Raw genomic sequence first — 20,829 nt, 5'->3', positions numbered from 1 at the left:
TCAGGGGTTCACAGGAGCGAGACGGCCGTGTCCACGGCCTTCGCCACGTCGCCGTCCGCCGGGTAGAGCAGGGAGCGGCCGACCACCAGGCCGCGTACGGTCGGCAGGCGCAGCGCGGTGCGCCACCTCTCGTACGCGCCCTCCTGGTCGCCGTTCACCTCGCCGCCCAGCAGGACGGCGGGCAGTGTGGAGGTCGCCATGACGCGGGCCATGGCGCCGGGGTCGGCGGTCACCGGGACCTTGAGCCAGGTGTAGGCCGAGGTGCCGCCGAGCCCGGAGGCGATGGCGATGGAGGTGGTGACGGCCTCGGCGCCGAGGTCGTTCACGAGCTTGCCGCCGTCGGTGCGCCGGGTGAGGAAGGGTTCGACGAACACCGGCAGCCGGTGTTCGGCCATGGCGTCGACGGCGCGGGCGGCGGAGTGCAGGGTGCGGAGCGAGCCGGGGTCGTCGTAGTCGATGCGCAGCAGCAGTTTGCCGGCGTCGAAGCGCATCCGGGCCAGGTCCTGGGCGCGGTGGCCGGTGAAGCGGTCGTCGAGTTCGAAGGCGGCGCCGGCCAGGCCGCCGCGGTTCATGGAGCCGATGGCGATCCTGCCTTCGAGGGCCCCGAGGAGCAGCAGGTCCTCCAGGATGTCGGCGGTGGCGAGCACGCCGTCCACGCCGGGGCGGGAGAGGGCGAGCATCAGCCGTTCCAGGAGGCCGGCCCGGTGGGCCATGGCGAGCCGGTCGCCGCCCACGGCGAGCGCGCCGCGCGCCGGGTGGTCGGCCGCGATGATCATCAGCCGTCCGCTGTCGCCGGTCAGCGGGCGGCGTTCGCGCCGCGCCGCCGCCTCGGCGATCGCCTCGGGGTGCCGCACGCGCACCGTGACGAGGTCGGGGATGCTGATGCTCGGGCTCACGGAAGGCTCACTTTCGGGGGGACGGGGTCGGGGGCGGGGGGTGTGCCGTCCAGCAGGGCGTCCACTTCGTGCGGGTGGGGCATGGCGGTGGAGCAGGCGAGCCGGGCGGCGACGATGGCACCGGCGGCGTTGGCGTAGCGGGTGACGTGCTCCAGGTCCCAGCCGGCCAGCAGGCCGTGGCAGAGCGCGCCGCCGAACGCGTCGCCGGCGCCGAGGCCGTTGACGACCTCGACAGTGTGCGGCCGGACTTCGGCGGTGCGGCCGTCGCGGTGCACGGCGAGGACGCCGGCCGGGCCCTGTTTGACGACGGCGAGTTCGACGCCGGCGGCCAGCAGGGCCTCGGCGGCGGCGCGCGGTGCCCGTTCTCCGGTGGCGATCTCGCACTCGGCGAGGTTGCCGACGGCGACGGTGGCGTGCGCGAGGGCTTCGGCGTACCGGGGGCGGGCGGTGGCCTCGGGCTCCTCGCCCCAGAACATCGGCCGCCAGTCGAGGTCGAAGACGGTGGCGACGTGGTCCCGGTGTTCCGGGTCGCGGGCGGCGAGGGCGGCGAGGGTGGCGGTGCGGCTGGGTTCCTCGCTCAGCCCGGTGCCGGTCATCCAGAAGATCCGGGCGGCGGCGAGGGCCGCGAGGTCGAGTTCGCCGGGGTGGATGACGAGATCGGGGGCCTTGGGCCGCCGGTAGAAATAGAGCGGGAAGTCGTCGGGCGGGAAGATCTCGCAGAAGGTGACGGGGGTGGGGTGCTCGGCCACCGGCGTCACCCAGCGGTCGTCCACCCCGAACTCCCGCAGCGCCCGGTGGCAGAAGTCGCCGAACGGGTCGGCGCCGGTGCGGCTGATGAGGGCGGTGCGCCGGCCGAGCCGGGCGGCGGCGACGGCCACGTTGGTGGCGGAGCCGCCGAGGAACCGGCCGAAGGTGTCGACCTCGGCGAGCGGGACGCCGGTCCGCAGGGGATAGAGGTCCACCCCGATGCGGCCCATCGTGATGAGGTCCATGGCCATGCCGAACCGCCCCTTCCGGTTGCCGCCGAGCGCGCTGATCGCCTCTCAGATGTAGACCGGGCGGAACCACCTGTCAATGGTTTGTCTTTACATAATGACATCCATACTCCCCCGGGGGTACGGTCGTTACCGGCGTGGACGCAACGACGTGGACGACGTTGGAAGGCAGGCGTGTGCATGGACCTCGACCGCATCCGCATCGGATCCGCCCCCGACTCCTGGGGTGTCTGGTTCCCCGATGATCCGCAGCAGACCCCCTGGCAGCGCTTCCTCGACGAGGTGGCCGAGGCCGGCTACCACTGGATCGAACTCGGCCCGTACGGCTATCTGCCCACCGACCCCGCCCGGTTGCGGGACGAGCTGGAGGGCCGCCGGCTCACCGTCTCGGCCGGCACCGTCTTCACCGCCCTGCACCGCGGCCCGGCCGTGTGGGACGCCACCTGGGAGCACGTCGCGAAGGTGGCCTCGCTGACCGCCGCCATGGGCGCCCGGCACCTGGTGGTCATCCCCGAGTTCTGGCGCGACCCGGTGACCGGCGAGCGCACCGACCCGGAGCAGCTGAGTCCCCATCAGTTCCGCGACCTGGCCGAGGGCACCGAGCGGCTGGGCCGCGAGGTGCGCGAACGGTACGGGCTGACCGTCGTCGTCCACCCGCACGCCGACACCCATCTGGCCACCGAGGAGCACGTCACCCGCTTCCTGGACGCCACCGACCCGGCCGCCGTCTCCCTCTGCCTGGACACCGGCCACTACGCGTACTGCGGCGGCGACAGCGTCCGGCTCATCAAGACCTACGGGGAGCGGCTGGGCTATCTGCACCTCAAGCAGGTGGACCCGGCGATACTGGCCGAGGTGCGCCGCGACGGCACCCCGTTCGGCCCGGCCGTCGCCAGCGGCGTGATGTGCGAACCGCCGCGTGGCGTCCCGGACCTGCCGCCCGTGCTGGCCGCCGCCCAGGGCCTTGGGGTCGATCTGTTCGCCATCGTCGAGCAGGACATGTACCCCTGCCCGCCCGACCAGCCGCTGCCGATCGCCACCCGCACCCGCCGCTACCTGCGCTCCTGCGGGGCGTGAGGATCGCACCGCCGAACGGAGAAAGGCTCCCCGTGAACACTGAGAACCCGCTGGGCATCGCCGTCATCGGCACCGGCCGGATGGGCGCCGACCATGTGCGGCGCATCGACCGGGTCATCAGCGGCGCGTACGTCGCCGCCGTCGCGGACGTGGACGAGGGCCGCGCCAAGGAGGTGGCGGGCACCGCCGGACCCGGCTGCACCGCGCACACCGATCCGGCCGCCGCCATGGACGCCCCCGGGGTGGGCGCCGTCCTCATCGCCTCCCCGGGCGCCGCGCACGAGGCGCAGCTGCTCGCCGCGCTGGAGAGGGATCTGCCGGTGCTGTGCGAGAAGCCGCTCACCCCCGACCCGGAGGCGGCCCTGCGGGTGATGGCCGCCGAGGAGGCGCTGGGCCACCGCCGGATCCAGGTGGGCTTCATGCGCCGGTACGACCACGAGTACCGGCAGTTGAAGCACTTGCTGGCCGACGGGCGGTACGGCAGGCCGCTGATGCTGCACTGCCGGCACCGCAACACCGTCTCGCACCCGCTGTTCACCACCGAGATGCTCATCAACGACTCGGTGGTGCACGAGATGGACGCCGCGCGCTGGCTGCTGGAGCAGGAGCTGACCGCCGTCACGGTGCTGCGGCCCGTCCCCTCCTCGGGGGCCCCGGACGGGCTCGGCGATCCGCAGCTGGTGATCTTCGAGACCAGTGGCGGCGCCCTGGTGGACGTGGAGATCTTCGTCAACTGCGGCTTCGGCTACCAGGTGCAGGCCGAGGCGGTGTGCGAGCGGGGCACGGCCCGCATCGGCGACGCGCACGGGCTGCTCACCAACACCGCGGGGCGGTGGGGCGGGGAGATCGCGGACGACTTCATCGTGCGGTTCGCCGACGCGTACGACCGGCAGCTGCGGGAGTGGGTGGACGCCACCCGCGCCGGGCGGGTCACCGGCCCCAGCGCCTGGGACGGGTACGCGGCGGCGGCGGTGTGCGCGGCCGGGGTGGCGGCGCAGCGCAGCGGGGTGCGCACGCCCGTGGAGATGGCCGAGCGGCCGGCCTTCTACAGCCCAGTATCGTATGTCCGGACAAACTGACCGGAGCGCGGTGTTCAGAAGAGGGTGACCCGGGGTGGACCTGACGTTCAGCATCGACCGAGGCAGTCCGGTACCGCTGTACTTCCAGCTGTCCCAGCAACTCGAAGCCGCCATCGAACACGGTGAGTTGCTGCCCGGCACCCTCCTCGGCAACGAGATCGACCTCGCCGGACGGCTCGGGCTCTCCCGCCCCACCGTCCGGCAGGCGATCCAGGTCCTGGTCGACAAGGGCCTGCTGGTGCGCCGCCGCGGCGTCGGCACCCAGGTGGTGCACAGCCGGGTCCGCCGCCCCCTCGAACTGAGCAGCCTCTACGACGATCTGGAGAGCGCGGGCCAGCGGCCCGCCACCCGCGTGCTGTCCATCGAGGAGACCGAGGCCCCGGCCGAGGTCGCCGCCGCCCTCGGCCTCGCCGAGGGCACCCCGGTACGGCGCGTGGAGCGGCTGCGGCTCACCCACGGCGAGGACCCCATCGCCCGGCTGCGCAACTACCTGCCGCTCGACCTGCTGACGCTCACCCACGCCGACCTGGAGGCCACCGGCCTCTACCGGCTGATGCGCGCCGCCGGCACCACCCTGCACAGCGCCCGGCAGTCCATCGGCGCCAAGGCCGCCACCGCCACCGAGGCCGCCGCCCTCGCCGAGGAACCCGGCGCGCCGCTGCTGACGATGCAGCGCACCGCGTTCGACGACACGGGGCGGGCGGTCGAGTACGGCACGCACCTCTACCGCGCCTCGCGCTACGCCTTCGAGCTGCAACTCCTCATCAGGCCCTGACGGCGGGCCTTTACGGTGATCCGCTCCTCGGGTACATCCCTCTGGTAGGCGTCTCGATGCGGAGAGGGGCTGAGTGCGGTGCGGGTGTCGTGGGTGGGCGGCGCGGTGGCCGTGGGGCTGCTGCTGGCGGGCTGCGGGGGAGCGGGCGACGGTACGGGGGACGGCACGGCGCGGCTCACCATCAGCGCCAACGCGGTGGCCGGCGGCAAGAACGCCGAGGAGGCCGCCTGGATCGAGGAGTGGGTCATCCCGCGCTTCGAACAGGAACAGGCGGCGCGCGGCGTGGAGGTCTCGGTCTCCTTCGAACCGAGCGGCGTGGACGACGAGCAGTACAAGACCAAGACCGCCCTCGACCTCCAGGCCGGGGCCGGACCCGACATCATCACCCTGGACGGCATCTGGGTCGGCGAGTTCGCGCAGGCCGGCTACATCGAGCCGCTGGACGCGGCGCAGCTGGCCTGGGACGGCTGGGAGCACATCCCCGAGGCCGTCCGGCAACTGGCCGGCTTCGAGGGCGAGCTGTACGGCATCCCGTGGGGCACCGACGGCCGGGTGCTCTACTACCACAAGGGGCTGTTCGCTGAGGCCGGCCTGCCCACCGACTGGCAGCCGCGGTCCTGGGAGGACATCCTGGCCGCCGGCCGCGCGCTGGCCGCCCTGGACGAGGTGATCCCGATCCAGCTCAACGGCGGCACCGCCATGGGCGAGGCCACCACCATGCAGGGCGTCCTGCCGTTGCTGGCCGGCGCCGGGGCGCCGATCCACGACGGGACGCGGTGGCTGGGCGCCGGCCCCGAACTGGAGGCGGTCCTCGGGCTGTACGCGGACGTGTACGGCGGCGGGCTCGGCGACCCGCTGCTCCAGCAGGAGGCCCAGGGCCGGGACAAATCCTTCCAGCGGTTCGCCGAGGGCCGCGTCGGCATCCTGGCCGAGGGCGACTACCTGTGGCGCGGCGTGCTCGACCCCGACAGCGGCACCGCGCCGATGGCCGACCGCGACACCGCCGTCGGCTATGCGAAGATCCCCGCCCTCACCCCGGGGGCCGGGGCCGGCGGACAAAACTTCGTCAGCATGTCCGGCGGCAGCGTCCGCGTCCTCAACCCGGCCGGCGACCACCCGGAACTCGCCTCCGAACTCCTGGCGTTCATGAACTCCGCCGAAGCGCTCCAGGCCGCGACGGACGGCCAGGACGCCCGTATCACCGCCCGTACCGACGTCAACGAGATCGTCCTGGCCGGCGACCCGATGCTGTCCTTCGTCGCCGACGAGGTGCTGCCGCTCACCTTCTACCGTCCACCCCTCGCCGAATATCCGCAGGTGTCCCTGCTGTTGCAGGAGGCCACCGCCCGGGTGATCTCCGGCACCGACCCGGCGACGGCGGCCCGGACGTACCAGGACGCGCTCACGGAGGTCGTCGGCGGTGCCGAGCACATCGCCGGGCGGTGACGCGGCCGGCCTCGGCCGGCTCAGGGCGGCCCTGTTCACCGCCCCCGCGCTGCTGCTGATCGTCGCGTTCCTGCTGTTCCCCGCGCTGTGGACGCTCTACCTCGGCGTCACCGACTACCGGCTCACCGGCCTGGCCGCCGCCGACCCCAGCACCGTCGGCCTGGACAACTTCGAACGCGCCCTGAACGAGGACCGGTTCACCGACTCCCTCTGGCTCACCGTCCAGTTCGTGATCGGCTCCGCCGTCCTCGGCCAGGCACTGCTCGGCTTCACCATCGCCTGGCTGCTGCGCGAGCGCACCGGAGTGCTGCGCCGCCTCGTCGAGGCGCTGGTGCTGCTGGCCTGGATCCTGCCGTCCTCGGTGGTGGCGTTCCTGTGGATCGCCCTGCTGGACCGCGACGACGGCACCCTCAACGCCCTGCTCGGCACCCCCGGCACCGCCTGGCTGCTGGAGCACCCGATGGCGTCCATCATCGTCTTCAACATCTGGCGCGGCACCGCCTTCTCGATGATGCTCTACGCCGCCGCCCTCGGGAACGTCCCGCCCTCGCAGCTGGAGACCGCCCGGCTGGCCGGCGCCTCCACCTGGCAGCAACTGCGGGACGTGGTGCTGCCGCGCATCAAGGGCCACGTCCTCACCAATCTGCTGCTGATCAGCCTGTGGACCTTCAACGACTTCACGCCGTTCCTGCTCACCGGCGGCGGCCCCGACAACCGCACCGAGATCATGCCGGTCCTGCTCTACCGCACCGCCCTGCACGGCGGTGAACTCGGCTACGGCGCGGCCCTGTCCGTCCTCATGCTGCTGGCCAACCTGGTGATCGCCCTGGTGTACGTGCGGCTGCTGCGGTCGCGGACCAAGGAGCCGGCCGCATGAACGAGAGCGTGACCCGCGCCCTGACCACGATCGCCCGCTACACCGCGCTCTCCCTGCTGCTGGCCTTCTTCACCCTGCCGCTGCTGTGGCTGGCCTTCGCCCCCTTCGACCGCACCCCCACCATCGCCGCCTCCCTGCCGCGGTTCACCCTCGACAACTTCCGGCAGCTGCTGGAGAACCCGCAGGCGCTGCGCTCGCTGCGCAACTCCGCGCTGCTGGCGGCCGGCACCGGCGCGCTGGTGGTGGTGTTCTCGGCGCTCGCCGCCTACGCGCTCAGCCGGGTACGGCTGCCGGGCCGGGACGCGCTGCTGTACGTCCTGCTGCTGCTGTCCTCCATCGTCACCGGCACGGCGGCCATGGTGCCGCTGTTCAACCTCGCCTTCGAACTCGGCCTGATCGACGAACAGCTGGGCGTGATCCTGGTGCTGGGCGGCGGGCTGCTGCCGAGCGCCGTCTTCATCCTCAAGGACTTCATGGACGGCACCCCGCGCTCGTACGAGGAGTCGGCCCGCGTCTTCGGCGCCTCCCCGCTCCAGATCGTCCGCCACGTGGTGGTGCCGCTGGTGCGGCCGGGCCTGGCCACCATCGCCGTGTGGTCGGTGGCGCAGGTGTGGGGCAACTTCCTCATCCCGTTCCTGCTGCTGCGCTCGCCGGAGAAATCCCCGGCCGCGGTCGTCATGTACACCTTCTACACCGAGGGCGGCCAGCCGGACCTCGCGCTGATCGCCACCTTCTCGCTGCTGTACTCGCTGCCGGTGGTGCTGATGTTCCTCTTCGTCAGCTCCCGCTACGGCTTCCGCTTCCACGGAGGGATCAAGAGCTGATGGCGGCCATCTCCCTGACCGGGCTGACGAAGGTGTACCCCGGCGACGTCACGGCCCTGGACGCCCTGGACCTGGAGATCCGGGACGGCGAGTTCTTCGCGCTGCTCGGCCCCTCGGGCTGCGGCAAGACCACCTTGCTGCGCACCATCGCCGGCCTGGAGTCGGCCACCGGCGGCACGGTGGCGATCGGGGAGCGGGAGGTCACCGCGCTGCCGCCGGGCCGGCGGGATGTCGCCATGGTCTTCCAGGACTACGCGCTCTTCCCGCACATGACCGTGCGGGACAACATCGGCTACCCGCTGAAGATCAGGAAGACGCCGGCCGCCCGGCGGTCCGCCAAGGCCGCCGAGGTCGCCGCCGAACTCGGGCTGGCCGATTATCTCGCCCGCCGCCCGGGGCAGTTGTCCGGCGGCCAGCAGCAACGGGTGGCGCTCGCCCGGGCGATGGCCTGCCACCCGAGCGTGTTCCTCTTCGACGAGCCGCTGTCCAACCTGGACGCCCGGCTGCGTCTCGAAGCGCGCACCTTCCTCAAGCGGCTCCAGCGCGAACTCGGCGTCACCACCGTCTTCGTCACCCACGACCAGGCCGAGGCGCTGGCGCTGGCCGACCGGATCGCGGTCCTGGAGGCCGGCCGCATCCGCCAGCTGGGCACCCCGACCGAGATCTACCGGCGCCCGGCCAACACCTTCGTCGCCTCCTTCATCGGCTCCACCCCGATGAATCTGCTGCCCGGCACGGTGCGCGGCGCCTGGATCCGGGTCGGCGACGCCCTGCTGCCGGGGCCGATCGGCACCGACGCCGCCGCCGCGCTGCCGGACGGCGCCGAGGTGGTGTACGGCATCCGCCCCGAGTACCTGCGCTACACGGCCCAGCACGCGGCGGACGTCCCCGGCGCGCTGCCCGGGCGGGTCACGGTGATCGAGAACCTGGGCAGCACCCAGTTGCTCACCCTGGACCCGGTGGCGGGCGGCCCGCCGCTCCAGGTGACGGTCCCGGAGGACCTGCCGGTCACGGTGGGCGAGCCGGGCTACGCGCTGCCCCGGCCGGAACGCGTCCTGATCTACCGGGACGGGAACCTGCTGTGAGTGCTGCCCGCAGAGCCGCCCGTAGGTGATGCCGTCGTCGGTGGCACCGGCCGCGGGGCTGCCTTTCCGGGCAGAGCGCCCCACCCGCCCCACCCGCCACCGGCGGGGTGGTGCGCGGGCGCGGATGGGGGGACGCTGGTGAGTGGGAGGTGGCGTGGGGTTGAGCGAGGTGGTGCACCGGGGCCGCTGGAGTCCGGAGGACCGGCTGGCCGAGGAGGTGCGGCGGCTGCCGTTCGAGGTGCCGCGCGGCGTGGCCGGGGTCCGGGTGGAGCTGGCCTACGACCGGGACGGCGGTGGCGTCCTCGATCTCGGCTGCTGGGGCCCCGGCGGGTTCCGCGGCTGGTCGGGCGGCGCCCGGGAGAGCTTCACGGTGGCCGAGGACTGGGCCACGCCCGGCTATCTGCCCGGCGCGCCCGAGCCCGGGCTGTGGCACGTGCTGCTGCGGCTGCACCGGGTACCGCCCCGGGGGGTGCCGTACACCCTGCGGGTGGTCATCACCGGCCGCCGCCCCGTACCGCCCGCGCAGGCCGCGCCGCCCGCGCCGCCGGTCCGGCCGCCGCGCCCGGCGCTGCCGCCGGTGGACGGGATGCGCTGGCTGGCCGGCGACTTCCACGCGCACACCGTGCACAGCGACGGCGCGCTCACCGTCTCCGAACTGGCGGCCCTCGCCGTCACCCGGGGCCTGGACTTCCTCGCCGTCACCGACCACAACACCGTCTCCCACCACGCCGAACTCCCCGCCGTGGGCGCCCGGTACGGCATCACGCTGGTCCCCGGGCAGGAGGTCACCACCGACCTCGGGCACGCAGGCGTCTTCGGCGACACCGGCTGGGTGGACTTCCGGGAGCCCGCCGACACCTGGGGCGCGCAGATCGAACGGCGCGGCGGCGTCCTGTCCGTCAACCACCCGCTGGCCACCGACTGCGCCTGGCGGCAGCCGCTGGAGCCGCGCCGCCGGCCCCGGCACGTGGAGCTGTGGCACCCGACCTGGCGCGATCGCACGCACGGTGCGCCGCTGGCCTGGGCGCTGGCCTGGCGGCCGGACGTCATCGCCATCGGCGGCAGCGACTTCCACCGGCCCGGCGGCGAACGGCCCCCGCCCGGCTCGCCGACCACCTGGGTGCTGGCCGAGGACGACAGCCCGCGCGCGATCCTCGCCGCGCTCGCGGCCGGCCGGACCGCCGTGCACGCGGGCGGGCCGCGCGCCCCGCTGCTGCTGCGCACCGGGGACGACCTGCTGGCCCTGCGGGCGGCGGGCACCGTGCTGGTGCGCCCGGACGGGGCGCGGCAGCTGGTGACGGGGGAGCGGGCGGTGCTGCGGGCACCGGTGGGCGTGCCGGCCGGCCCGTTCCGGCTGGAGGGCCACGGCAACGAGGTACTGGCCCTGTGCCAGTGACGCCCGGGGCCGGTGTGGCCCCGGGCGCCGGGGGCTGGGGAGGGACGGCGCGGCGCCACGCGTACGTACCGTCCGGAAGCCGCGACCGTATCCGGACGGCCCGCGTACGTACGGTCCGGACCGGGCTCAGTCGAGCGAGGTGCCGGCCCGCTCGTGGGCCCGGCCGCGTGCGGTGAGCAGGACGGAGGCGCTCACGGCGGCGATCAGCGAGCCGAGCAGGACGGCGACCTTGACGTGCTCCTCCAGGTGCGGGGTGCCCGCGAAGGCGAGTTCCGCGATCAGCAGCGAGACGGTGAAGCCGATGCCGGCGAGCATCGCGGCGCCGAAGATGTCGGGCCACTTCAGGGTCGGGTGGAGAGTCGCCTTGGTGAAGGTGGCGACGAGCCAGGTGGCGCCGAAGATGCCGATGATCTTGCCGAGGACCAGGCCCAGGGTGACGCCCAGCGCCTCCGGTTCGTGGATCATGTCGGCGAAGGTGTCCCCGGACACGGCGACCCCGGCGGCGAACAGCGCGAACAGCGGCACGCACAGCCCCGCCGACCACGGGTGCACCAGGTGGCCGATGTGCTCGGCCGGCGCCTGGCTCTCGCCCGGCTCGGCGGTGGTGCGCAGCAGCATGCCGATGGCGACACCGGCGATGGTGGCGTGCACCCCGCTGTTGTACATCAGGCCCCAGATGATCAGGGCGAGGGGCACGTAGAGGTACCAGCCGCCGACGCCCCGGTGGTGCAGGAAGCCGAAGAGGGCGAGGCCGGCGAGGGAGCCGAGCAGCGCCCACAGGTTGAGGCCGGAGGCGAAGAACACCGCGATGATGATGATGGCGATGAGGTCGTCGACGATGGCGAGGGTCAGCAGGAAGGTGCGCAGCGCGGAGGGGAGCCGGCGGCCGACGACGGCGAGGACGCCGAGCGCGAAGGCGATGTCGGTGGCCATCGGTACGGCCCAGCCGTCCATGGAGCCGCCCTGGAGGCCGTTGACCGTCACATAGATGAGGGCGGGGACCGCCATGCCGCCGATCGCGGCGACCACGGGCAGGGCGGCGGCGGCCGGTTTGCGCAGCTGGCCGACGACGAGTTCCCGTTTGAGTTCGATACCGGCGATGAAGAAGAAGACGGCCAGCAGTCCGTCCGAGGCCCAGTGGCCGATGGAGAGGTTCAGGCCGAGCCAGGGGATGTCGAGGTGATGGTCGCGCACCGAGGTGTAGGTGTCACTGAGCGGCGAGTTCGCCAGGATCAGCGCCAGCAGCGCGGCGACGAGCAGAACCAGACCACCGGTGACCTCCAGCCGCAGGAACTCCGCCAGGGAACGGCGGTCGCGGGTGGTGTCGTTCTGTGGGGGTGCGGTGGTCATGAAGGCCTCCGGGGGCACGGGAAACGGACAAATGCTTGCACATCGCCGACCAGACTTCCCGGCACACCTGACCGCAAAGCTAACCCAGATCCCCGTCGGCCTCCATGACGGCCGTCTCGCCGGTGACGATGATCACATCGCCCGTGGCGGGTGTCGAGAGGGGTGCGTGCCGGGCATCGGGGCCGGATCGGGCAGGAAATCACGACTGCACCGAAACCGTTCCCGGCGATCCGGTGTCTAGGTGGGTGAGCCCGGTCACGTCGAACGGTCGGCCGCCGGATGCGCTCGATGTCCGTATATGTCCGGAGCGTGATGACGCCGGATACCCCCCGGGGTACCGGTTCGAACGTTCGTCGCGTATAAATAATGTCAATATCGCCATAGGGGGGTCAGAAGATGGGGGACTTCTTCACGACGGCCATGGCATTTCCGGCTGTGATCTTCACCTTCCCCCTCGCCGTGGTGCTGCTCTACTGGACCTTCGGCGTGCTCTTCGGCGTCGGCGGCTCCGTCGCCGAGGGCGGCGACGCCGGTGGGGACGGCGGTGACGGCGTCGGCGGCTTCACGGGTGTCATGGCCCTGCTCGGACTGAGCGGTGTGCCCGCCGCGATCCCGCTCTCCCTGCTCATCGCCGTCGCCTGGTTCACCGCCATGGCCGGCACCGAACTGCTCGACGCCACCGCCGCGCGCATCGCCACCGTTCCGGTGGCGCTCGTGGCCGGCTGGGGCGTCGCACGGCTGCTCGTGCTGCCGCTGCGCCGGGTCTTCCCCACCGAGACCGGCGCGCTGCGCGAGGACTTCGTCGGCAAGGTGTGCGTCGTGCGCACCAGCCGCGTCACCGCCGACTTCGGCCAGGCCGAGGTCACCGCCGAGGACGGCGGCACCGCCATCGTCCAGGTACGCGCCGAAGGGCCCGAGGGTGCCGACCTCGGGGCCGGCAGCCGGGCGCTCATCTTCGGCTACGAACCCGAACGCGAAATCTTCTGGGTGGCGCCGTACGACGCCGGCCCGGCGACCGGCCACTTCGAGAACCAGTTGCCGCGCTGAGCGCGTCCACCCCACAACGGCACCGCCCCCCGACCGGCGCACCCGCGCGCCCCGCGGTCTTCACCGCATCTCCTTCTTCAGCAGCACATCTTCTCGACCGACACGAGGGGTTCACCACCGGATGGACACGATAGGAACCAGCCTCGGCGTGCTCATCGCCACCGGGCTGATCATCATCATCGCCGTCGTCTTCATGCTCAGCCGGCTCTTCCGCAAGGTGGAGCAGGGCAAGGCGCTCATCATCTCCAAGGTGCGCAAGGTCGATGTGACCTTCACCGGCGCCGTGGTGCTCCCCGTACTGCACCGCGCCGAGACCATGGACATCTCCGTGAAGGCCATCGAGATCGGCCGGACCGGACGCGACGGTCTCATCTGCCAGGACAACATCCGCGCCGACATCCGCATCTCCTTCTTCGTGCGGGTCAACAAGACCGTCCAGGACGTCATCAAGGTGGCGCAGGCCATCGGCACCGAGCGCGCCAGCGACCGCGAGACCCTCCAGGAACTGTTCAACGCCAAGTTCTCCGAGGCGCTCAAGACCGTCGGCAAGCAGCTGGACTTCGCCGACCTGTACACCAAGCGCGACGAGTTCCGCGACCGGATCATCGCCGTCATCGGCACCGACCTCAACGGCTACAGCCTGGAGGACGCGGCGATCGACTACCTGGAGCAGACGCCGCTCTCCCAGCTCGACAAGGACAACATCCTGGACGCCCAGGGCATCCGGAAGATCACCGAGCTGACGGCCGAGCAGAACGTCCTCACCAACGAGTTCCGCCGGAACGAGGAGAAGGAGATCACCCGGCAGAACGTCGACGCCCGCGAGGCCGTTCTGGAACTGGAGCGCCGCCAGGCCGACGCCGAGATCAAGCAGCACCGCGAGATCGAGTCCGTCCGCGCCCGCGAGGAGGCCGAGACCGCCCGCGTCCAGGCCGAGGAGCGGCTGCGCGCGCAGACCGCGCACCTGAAGACCGAGGAAGCCCTCGGCGTGCAGAACGAGAACCGCGAGCGCGAGGTCGCCGTCGCCAAGCTCAACCGCGACCGCGTCGTCGCCATCGAGAACGAGCGGATCGAGAAGGACCGGCTGCTGGAGGTCATCGCCCGCGAGCGGGAGACCGAACTCCAGCGCATCGCCAAGGACAAGGAGCTGGAGGGCGAGAAGCGCGACATCGCGGACGTGGTGCGCGAGCGCATCGCGGTCGAGAAGACCGTCGCCCAGCAGGAGGAGGAGATCAAGAAGCTGCGCGCGATCGAGGAGGCCGAGCGCGAGCGGCAGGCCCTCATCATCGCCGCCGAGGCCGAGGCCCAGGAGCGGCTGGTCAAGGACATCAAGGCGGCCGAGGCCGCCGAGGCCGCGGCCATCCACAAGGCCAAGGAGGAACTGACCCTCGCCGAGGCGCGGCTGAAGTCCGCCGACCTCGACGCCCAGGCCGCCATCCGGCTGGCCGAGGGCAAGCGCGCCGACACCTCCGCCGAGGGCCTGGCCGAGGCCGAGGTCAAGGAGCGGATGGCCGACGCCATCGCCAAGACCCGGCACGCCGAGGCCGAGGCGGCCAAGGAGATGGGCCTGGCCGAGGCCGAGGCGCTGCGCGAGAAGATGACCGCCGAGGCCGATGGCCTCAAGCTCAAGGCCGACTCCATGGCCGCGCTGGACTCCGCCAGCCGGGAGCACGAGGAGTACCGGCTGCGCCTGGAGGCGGAGAAGGACGTCCGGATCGCCGGCATCGACGTGCAGCGGCAGATCGCCGAGGCGCAGGCCACCCTGGTGGCCGCCGGGCTGGAGAACGCCAAGATCGACATCGTGGGCGGCGACAGCGTCTTCTTCGACAAGCTCATCGGCTCCATCTCCGCCGGCAAGGGCCTGGACGGGTTCATCAACGGCTCCGAGCACGCCCGGACGCTGGCCGGCCCGTGGCTGGACAAGGACGGCTCGACGTTCACCCAGGACCTGGGCGCGATGGTCGCCGGCCTCGGCGCGGGCGGCATGCGCGATCTGACGCTGGCCGGGCTGCTCGGCTCGCTGATCGCGGGCGGCGGTGAGCACACCGGGCAGCTGCGCGGCGTGCTGAAGGCCGTCACCGCGCAGGGGCTCGGCGACGTCAGGCTCGCCGACCTCGCGCAGGTCAACGGCACGGTGGCCCTGGAGAAGTAGGCCCCGCCGTCCGGGCCGCCACGGCGGCCCGGACGGGGCCGGGAGGGACGGGGACGGCCGCGCGGCCCCGGTGCACGGCACCGGGCCCGGCCGCCCCGCCCGGCACCCCGGCACCGCCACCGGGCCCCGCACCGGGCCCGTGGATCGGGAGTAGGCAACGGGATACGGGATACGGGAACGGTTGACGACGTGAGCACCCAGGACACCCAGGACACCCACGACACCCAGGACGGTCGCACCGCCGGGGACACCCGGCTGGACGCCGGCACCTACGACGTGCTGCGGGCCCGGATGTCCGCCGCCGCCACCGAGCTGGCGGCCCGCGCGCAGACGCTCAACGCCCGCCGGATCGAGACCTTCGGCGGCAGCGAACTCGCCCTGCTCGCCACCGAACGCGTCCGCACCGACCGCGAGAGCGTCCCGCGCGACATCGTGCAGGTCGGCGGCGCGCTGCTGGCCGGCTACAACCCGCGCACCACCGGCGGCACCGGCCAGGAGACCACCGCCGTCGGCGACGTCTTCACCCTGCACCGGGTCAGCGGCGAAGGCGCCGCCTCCGGCGGCCACTTCCTGCCCGCCCCGCCCGAGACCGTCCCCGGACTGCTGGACGACCCCGGCTTCCGGCGCGACTTCGAGAGCCTGCACCGCTACTTCCGGCAGGCCCAGCTGCTGCGGCTGCGGCTGACCGCCGGACTGCTGCTCGCCGTCTTCCGCACCGGCGACCGGCTCACCGACATCCGCGTGCTGCGCTGGCGCGTCCACCCCGACGGCCGCCCCGAGTACCTGGACGCCAAGGGCGAACGCGACCACGTCTTCCCCGACCCGTACGACTTCACCTGGACCGCCACCGGGCGCGAGCAGCACGTGCTGGGCACCCACCCGCACGTGGCCATCGAGGACACGCTGTACGTCGCCACCGTCGGCGGCCGGCTCACCGTCAAGACCGAGAACGACACCGAGAGCGCCGACGGCATCCACCACGAGCCCGTCGACGAACCCCTCCAGTCCCTCGCCGACGCCGACATCGCCTACGCCCGCGTCGGCCCGCTGATCCTGCTGCGCGTCCTGCCGTACAACGAGAGCACCCACCGCTACCTCGTCTTCAACCCGCGCACCCAGGAGGTCGTGCGGCTCGACGGCATCGGCAAGGCGTGCCGCACCCTCCCCGACGACCAGGGCGTCATCTTCCCCGGCGGCTACTACCTGGCCGCCGCCCCGCCCGGCGCCGCCGCCCGCACCTTCGAGGCCACCGACACCGAGGGCCTGGAGTTCGAGAAGGCGATCCGCTCGCCCAACGGCGAGGACGTGCTGTACGTCTTCCACGCCCAGGCCACCGGCCGCACCCTCCTGCTGCCCTACAACCTGATCCGCAAGGAGGTCGCCAACCCGCTGCCCTCGCACGGCTACGCGCTGTTCGACGACGGCACCCTGGCGATCAGCCGGGCCCCCGAGGGCGGCGAGCCGGCCCGGGTCCACCCGGTGCAGGTGTGGCGCAGCCCGTTCACCTCCGACGCGTACGCCGCCGCCGCGCCGGCCCTCGACGAGGGACCGCTGACCCGGATCGGCAACGCCGAGCTGGTGCGCGGTATCTCGGACGCGCTCACCGTGGCCCGGATGGCGGGCGAACTCGCTCCCGGCACCGCCGTGTTCGAGGCGATCACCGCCGCCTGCGACCGGCTCACCGACCAGTACCACTGGCTGGGCCTGGACGGCCTGGCCGGTCTTGACGAGCCGACCGCCACCCTGCGCGCCACCGCCGAGCAGGTCATCGACGAGTACCAGCGGGTCCAGGAACAGCGCGCCCGGGCCGCCGAGGCGCTCGCCGAGGCCCAGGCGGACGCCGACCGGCTCATCCGCCGGGCGCGCGGCGAGGCACCCAAGGGCGCGGCCGAGTGGGTCACCGTCCTCACCGAACTGCGCCGCGCCCAGGGGCACACCGAGTCGCTGCGCGAGGTGCGGCACATCGATCTGGCGGCGCTGACCGCCGTCGGCGAGCGGCTGGCCGAGTCGCTGGCGGCCACCGGCCGCCGCGCGGTGGCGTTCCTCTCCCGCGAGGAGGCGTTCGACGACACCCGGGCCGCCATCGAGGCGCTGACCGAGCGGGCGGCGGCGGTCGACAGCGTGGCGGTCGCCGATCCGCTGCTGACCGAGATCGGCGAACACGCCGACGGGCTGCGGATCGTCACCGACGTCATCGGCGGCCTCGACATCGCCGACGCCACCGTGCGCACCGGGCTGCTGGAGCGCATCGGCGAGGTCATGGGCGCCGTCAACCGGGCCCGCGCCGTCCTGGACGGCCGCCGCCGTGAGCTGCTGGAGAGCGAGGGCCGGGCGGAGTTCACCGCCGAGTACGCGCTGCTCGGCCAGGCCGTCTCCGGCGCGCTGGCCGCCGCCCGCACCCCCGAGGAGTGCGACGAGCAGCTGGGCCGGCTGCTGCTGCAACTGGAGAACCTGGAGTCGCGGTTCGGCTCCTTCGACGACTTCCTGACCCGGCTGGCCGCCCAGCGCGAGGAGATCTACGAGACCTTCTCGGCGCGCAAGCAGGCCCAGCTGGACGAACGGGCCCGGCACGCGGAGCGGCTGGCCGCCTCCGCCGCCCGCATCCTGTCCACCATCACCCGGCGGGCCACCGCGCTCACCGGCCTGGACGACATCAACGCCTACTTCGCCGCCGACCCGCTGGTCGAACGGGTCCGGGCGACCGCCGGCGAACTGCGCGACATCGGCGAGCGGGTGCGCGCCGAGGAGCTGACCGGCCGGCTGAAGGCGGTACGGCAGGAGGCGGCGCGCGCCCTGCGCGACCGCACCGACCTGTTCGGCGCGGACGGCACGGTGCGGCTGGGCCGGCACAGCTTCGGCGTCAACACCCAGCCGATCGATCTGACGCTGGTGCCGCAGGACGGCGCGCTGTCCTTCGCGGTCACCGGCACCGACTACCGGGCCCCGGTCACCGACCCGGAGTTCGCGGCCACCCAGGACTTCTGGGACCAGCCGCTCGCGTCCGAGTCGCCGCGCGTGTACCGGTCGGAGTACCTGGCGGCGACCGTCCTGGCCCAGGGCGTCACCGGGGACGACGAGGCCGCGCTGCTGCCGCTGGTGCGGCAGACGGCCCAGGCGGCGTACGACGAGGGGTACGACCGGGGCGTCCACGACCACGACGCCGCCCGCATCCTGGCGGTCCTGCTGCGACTGCGCGAACACGCCGATCTGCTGCGCTACGGCCCCGGCACCCGGGCCGCCGCCCAGCTGTTCTGGGCGTACGGGGCGGCCGAGGCCGACCGGCGGGCGTGGACCACCCGCGCCCAGTCGCTGGGCCGGGCCCGTACCGCGTTCGGCCAGGTGGCGGCGGTGGAGCGGCTGTCGGCCGAACTGACGGCGGCCATCGGCGCGTTCGCGGCCGAGCGCGGGCTGCCCGAGGCGCCGGGCGACAGCGGCGGCTATCTCTTCGAGGAACTGGCGCTGGCCACCGGGCAGGCCCCGCGCTTCGCCACCAGCGCCGCGGCCCGCGCCCTGCTGGAGGACTTCCGCACCGCGCTGGGCACCTCGGGCGCCAAGGAGTTCGCGCAGGACGTCGCCTCGCTCGGCGACGATCTGGCGGCCCGGCACCAGTTGGTGACCGCGTGGCTGGCGGCGTTCACCGAGTCGGCCGGCCGCGAGGCCACCGACCTGCCCGAGGCGGCCGTGCTGGAGCTGTGCGGCGAGGAGGTGGACCACCGCGCCGTCGACGCCCCGCTGACCGCCGCCGTGGACGGCCTGCTCGGCACCCACCCGCGAGTCGTCTCCGGCGAACTGCCGCTGCGCCTGGATGAGTTCCTGTCCCGGACGGCGGAGTTCAGCACCCACCGGGTGCCCGCCCACCGGCGCTATGTGCGGCAGCGCAACGCGCTGCTGGAGGCCGAACGGCGCCGGCTGCGGCTGGACGCCTACCGGCCGCAGGTGATGTCGGCGTTCGTCCGCAACCGGCTGCTGGACGAGGTGTATCTGCCGCTGATCGGCGACAACCTCGCCAAGCAGCTGGGCACCGCCGGCGAGGAGCGGCGCACCGACAGCCAGGGCCTGCTGCTCCTGCTGTCGCCGCCCGGCTACGGCAAGACGACGCTGATGGAGTACGTGGCGGCCCGGCTCGGCCTGGTGTTCGTCAAGGTGGACGGTCCGGCGCTGGGCCACGACACCACCTCCCTCGACCCGGCGGCGGCCCCCGACGCGGCGGCCCGCCGAGAGGTGGAGAAGCTCAACTTCGGTCTGGAGATGGGCAACAACGTCTTCCTCTACCTGGACGACATCCAGCACACCTCGCCCGAGCTGCTCCAGCGCTTCATCCCGCTGTGCGACGCGCAGCGCCGGATCGACGGGGTGCGGATCGGGGACGGCGAGGCGGTCACCTACGACCTGCGCGGCAAGCGGTTCGCGGTGTGCATGGCGGGCAACCCGTTCACCGAGTCCGGGACCCGGTTCCGGGTGCCCGACATGCTGGCCAACCGCGCGGACGTGTGGAACCTGGGCGATGTGCTGTCCGGGCGCGAGGAGTTGTTCGCGCTCAGCCACATCGAGAACGCCCTCACGGCGAACCCGGTGCTGGCCCCGCTGGCCGCGCGCGAACGCTCGGACGTGGACCTGCTGGTGCGGCTGGCGCGCGGCGACGAGTCCGTCACCGCCGACCGGCTGGCGCACCCGTACGGGGCGGCCGATCTGGAGCAGATCCTGTCGGTGCTGCGGAAGCTGCTGTACGTGCAGCGCACGACGCTCGCGGTCAACGCGGCGTACATCGCCTCGGCGACGCAGGACGACGCCAGCCGCACGGAGCCGCCGTTCCGTCTCCAGGGCTCCTACCGCAACACCAACAAGCTGGCGGAGCGGATCGTCCCGGTGATGAACGACGCCGAACTGGAAGCGCTCATCGACGACCACTATCTGGCGGAGGCGCAGACCCTGACCACCGGCGCCGAGGCGAACCTGCTGAAGCTGGCGGAGCTGCGCGGGCGGCTGAGCGAGGAGCAGCGCGAGCGCTGGGAGGAGATCAAGCGGGCGTATCGGCGGTGAGCGCGGGACGTTCCCCGCTGCTACGGCGGTGTGACAGAACGCGGACGTACGGTTCCTAAGGTGGGAATCACCTGAAAGAAGCAGTACGCAACAGCATCACGGGGGAGTTCCACGTGTCACACCGCAAGAAGCTCTGGCTGCGCGCCGCCGTTCCGGCCACCGTCCTCGCCCTGGCCCTGACCGCGTGCGGCGGGGACGACGACGCGTCCGACGGAGCCGGCGCGCAGGAGACCGGGCAGAGCCAGGACCAGGACCAGGACCAGGACGCGCAGGAGGACGCCCCGGCGGAGGACGAGGCGTCCGAGGAGCCGTCCTCGGGCAGCTTCGCGCTCGGCGAGACGGCCGGTCCCGCGCCGTACGAGTACAGCGACGCCACGGCCCAGCTGGAGATCACCGTGCAGAAGCTGGAGCAGGGCGACATCGCCGATGTGGAGGCGGCCGGTGTCTTCGACGCCGAGGACATCGCGGGCCGGACGCCGTATTACCTGTACGTCGACTACCAGCACGTCGGGGGCGAGGAGCTGAAGTACGGCCGGCCCGGCAGCGAGCTGCGGACGACGCTCAGCGACGGCAGTTACGTGCCGTCGGTGATCATGATCGGCGACCTCGGGATCCCCGGCGGCTGCCCGGCGAGCGAGGAGCCGGACACGCTGGCGGAGGGCGAGGGCTTCACCGACTGCGACATGTTCCTCATCCCGGAGGGCACCGAGCTGGGGGAGACCGTGTGGACCGGTGCCGACGACAGTGAGTTCACCTGGAAGCTGAACTGAGCGCGGCGGTGGCCGCCGGT

15 protein-coding genes are annotated in these 20,829 nt (G+C 72.8%); 12 read left to right on the top strand and 3 right to left on the bottom strand.

Annotated features, from left to right (window positions below):
- Positions 1 to 8 precede the first annotated feature (8 nt).
- Both BM385_RS18755 and iolC read right to left on the bottom strand, forming a co-directional pair.
- Positions 9 to 896 carry a Cgl0159 family (beta/alpha)8-fold protein gene (locus BM385_RS18755; RefSeq protein WP_093843762.1) on the bottom strand — a complete coding sequence of 296 codons (888 nt, stop codon included), beginning with the start codon at positions 894 to 896 and terminating at the stop codon, positions 9 to 11.
- Positions 893 to 1,894: a 5-dehydro-2-deoxygluconokinase gene (iolC, locus tag BM385_RS18750; RefSeq protein ID WP_093843761.1), complete on the bottom strand. Its 1,002-nt coding sequence runs from the start codon at positions 1,892 to 1,894 to the stop codon at positions 893 to 895. Before iolC ends, BM385_RS18755 begins: the two co-directional genes overlap by 4 nt.
- Before the next feature lie 177 nt (positions 1,895 to 2,071).
- Here iolC and BM385_RS18745 point away from each other — a divergent pair, with 177 nt between their 5' ends.
- The 8 genes from BM385_RS18745 (at position 2,072) to BM385_RS18710 (ending at position 10,450) form a co-directional block, all read left to right on the top strand.
- Positions 2,072 to 2,968 carry a sugar phosphate isomerase/epimerase family protein gene (locus BM385_RS18745; protein ID WP_019435253.1) on the top strand — a complete coding sequence of 299 codons (897 nt, stop codon included), beginning with the start codon at positions 2,072 to 2,074 and terminating at the stop codon, positions 2,966 to 2,968.
- A gap of 32 nt (positions 2,969 to 3,000) precedes the next feature.
- The gene (locus tag BM385_RS18740) at positions 3,001 to 4,047 is read left to right on the top strand and encodes a Gfo/Idh/MocA family protein (RefSeq protein WP_019435254.1); all 1,047 of its coding nucleotides are present in this window, start codon (positions 3,001 to 3,003) and stop codon (positions 4,045 to 4,047) included.
- Positions 4,048 to 4,081: 34 nt separating this feature from the next.
- Entirely contained in the window at positions 4,082 to 4,822 is a 741-nt protein-coding gene (locus BM385_RS18735) for a GntR family transcriptional regulator (protein ID WP_019435255.1), read from the top strand.
- Between the two features lie 78 nt (positions 4,823 to 4,900).
- Positions 4,901 to 6,268 carry an extracellular solute-binding protein gene (locus BM385_RS18730; RefSeq protein WP_093843760.1) on the top strand — a complete coding sequence of 456 codons (1,368 nt, stop codon included), beginning with the start codon at positions 4,901 to 4,903 and terminating at the stop codon, positions 6,266 to 6,268.
- Positions 6,243 to 7,145, top strand: a complete 903-nt coding sequence (locus tag BM385_RS18725) for a carbohydrate ABC transporter permease (RefSeq protein WP_093843759.1) — start codon at positions 6,243 to 6,245, stop codon at positions 7,143 to 7,145. The genes BM385_RS18730 and BM385_RS18725 overlap by 26 nt, the downstream gene beginning before the upstream one ends.
- A complete protein-coding gene (locus tag BM385_RS18720) occupies positions 7,142 to 7,969 on the top strand; it encodes a carbohydrate ABC transporter permease (protein WP_019435258.1) in 828 nt (275 codons plus the stop codon). Before BM385_RS18725 ends, BM385_RS18720 begins: the two co-directional genes overlap by 4 nt.
- Entirely contained in the window at positions 7,969 to 9,054 is a 1,086-nt protein-coding gene (locus BM385_RS18715; protein ID WP_093843758.1) for an ABC transporter ATP-binding protein, read from the top strand. The genes BM385_RS18720 and BM385_RS18715 overlap by 1 nt, the downstream gene beginning before the upstream one ends.
- A 154-nt stretch (positions 9,055 to 9,208) precedes the next feature.
- Positions 9,209 to 10,450, top strand: a complete 1,242-nt coding sequence (locus BM385_RS18710) for a CehA/McbA family metallohydrolase (RefSeq protein WP_254791649.1) — start codon at positions 9,209 to 9,211, stop codon at positions 10,448 to 10,450.
- A 126-nt stretch (positions 10,451 to 10,576) separates the two neighbouring features.
- Here the strand turns inward: BM385_RS18710 and nhaA are convergent, their stop codons facing one another.
- Entirely contained in the window at positions 10,577 to 11,800 is a 1,224-nt protein-coding gene (gene nhaA / locus BM385_RS18705) for a Na+/H+ antiporter NhaA (RefSeq protein ID WP_093843756.1), read from the bottom strand.
- A gap of 420 nt (positions 11,801 to 12,220) precedes the next feature.
- Here nhaA and BM385_RS18700 point away from each other — a divergent pair, with 420 nt between their 5' ends.
- The 4 genes from BM385_RS18700 to BM385_RS18685 all read left to right on the top strand — a co-directional run bounded on the left by BM385_RS18700 (position 12,221) and on the right by BM385_RS18685 (position 20,809).
- Positions 12,221 to 12,847, top strand: a complete 627-nt coding sequence (locus BM385_RS18700; protein ID WP_237751355.1) for a hypothetical protein — start codon at positions 12,221 to 12,223, stop codon at positions 12,845 to 12,847.
- Positions 12,848 to 12,968: 121 nt separating this feature from the next.
- A complete protein-coding gene (locus BM385_RS18695) occupies positions 12,969 to 14,999 on the top strand; it encodes an SPFH domain-containing protein (RefSeq protein WP_093843755.1) in 2,031 nt (676 codons plus the stop codon).
- 189 nt (positions 15,000 to 15,188) lie between these two features.
- Positions 15,189 to 20,039, top strand: coding sequence for a DNA repair ATPase (locus BM385_RS18690; RefSeq protein ID WP_175543035.1), 4,851 nt, complete (start codon positions 15,189 to 15,191; stop codon positions 20,037 to 20,039).
- Positions 20,040 to 20,152: 113 nt separating this feature from the next.
- The gene (locus tag BM385_RS18685) at positions 20,153 to 20,809 is read left to right on the top strand and encodes a hypothetical protein (protein WP_093843754.1); all 657 of its coding nucleotides are present in this window, start codon (positions 20,153 to 20,155) and stop codon (positions 20,807 to 20,809) included.
- Positions 20,810 to 20,829 lie beyond the last annotated feature (20 nt).

The sequence above is a fragment of the Streptomyces harbinensis genome, from assembly GCF_900116145.1.
In the GTDB taxonomy this organism is placed as follows: domain Bacteria; phylum Actinomycetota; class Actinomycetes; order Streptomycetales; family Streptomycetaceae; genus Streptomyces; species Streptomyces carpaticus.
Note: the sequence above shows the minus strand (reverse complement) of the source record. Positions and strands in the feature narration are given on the sequence as shown.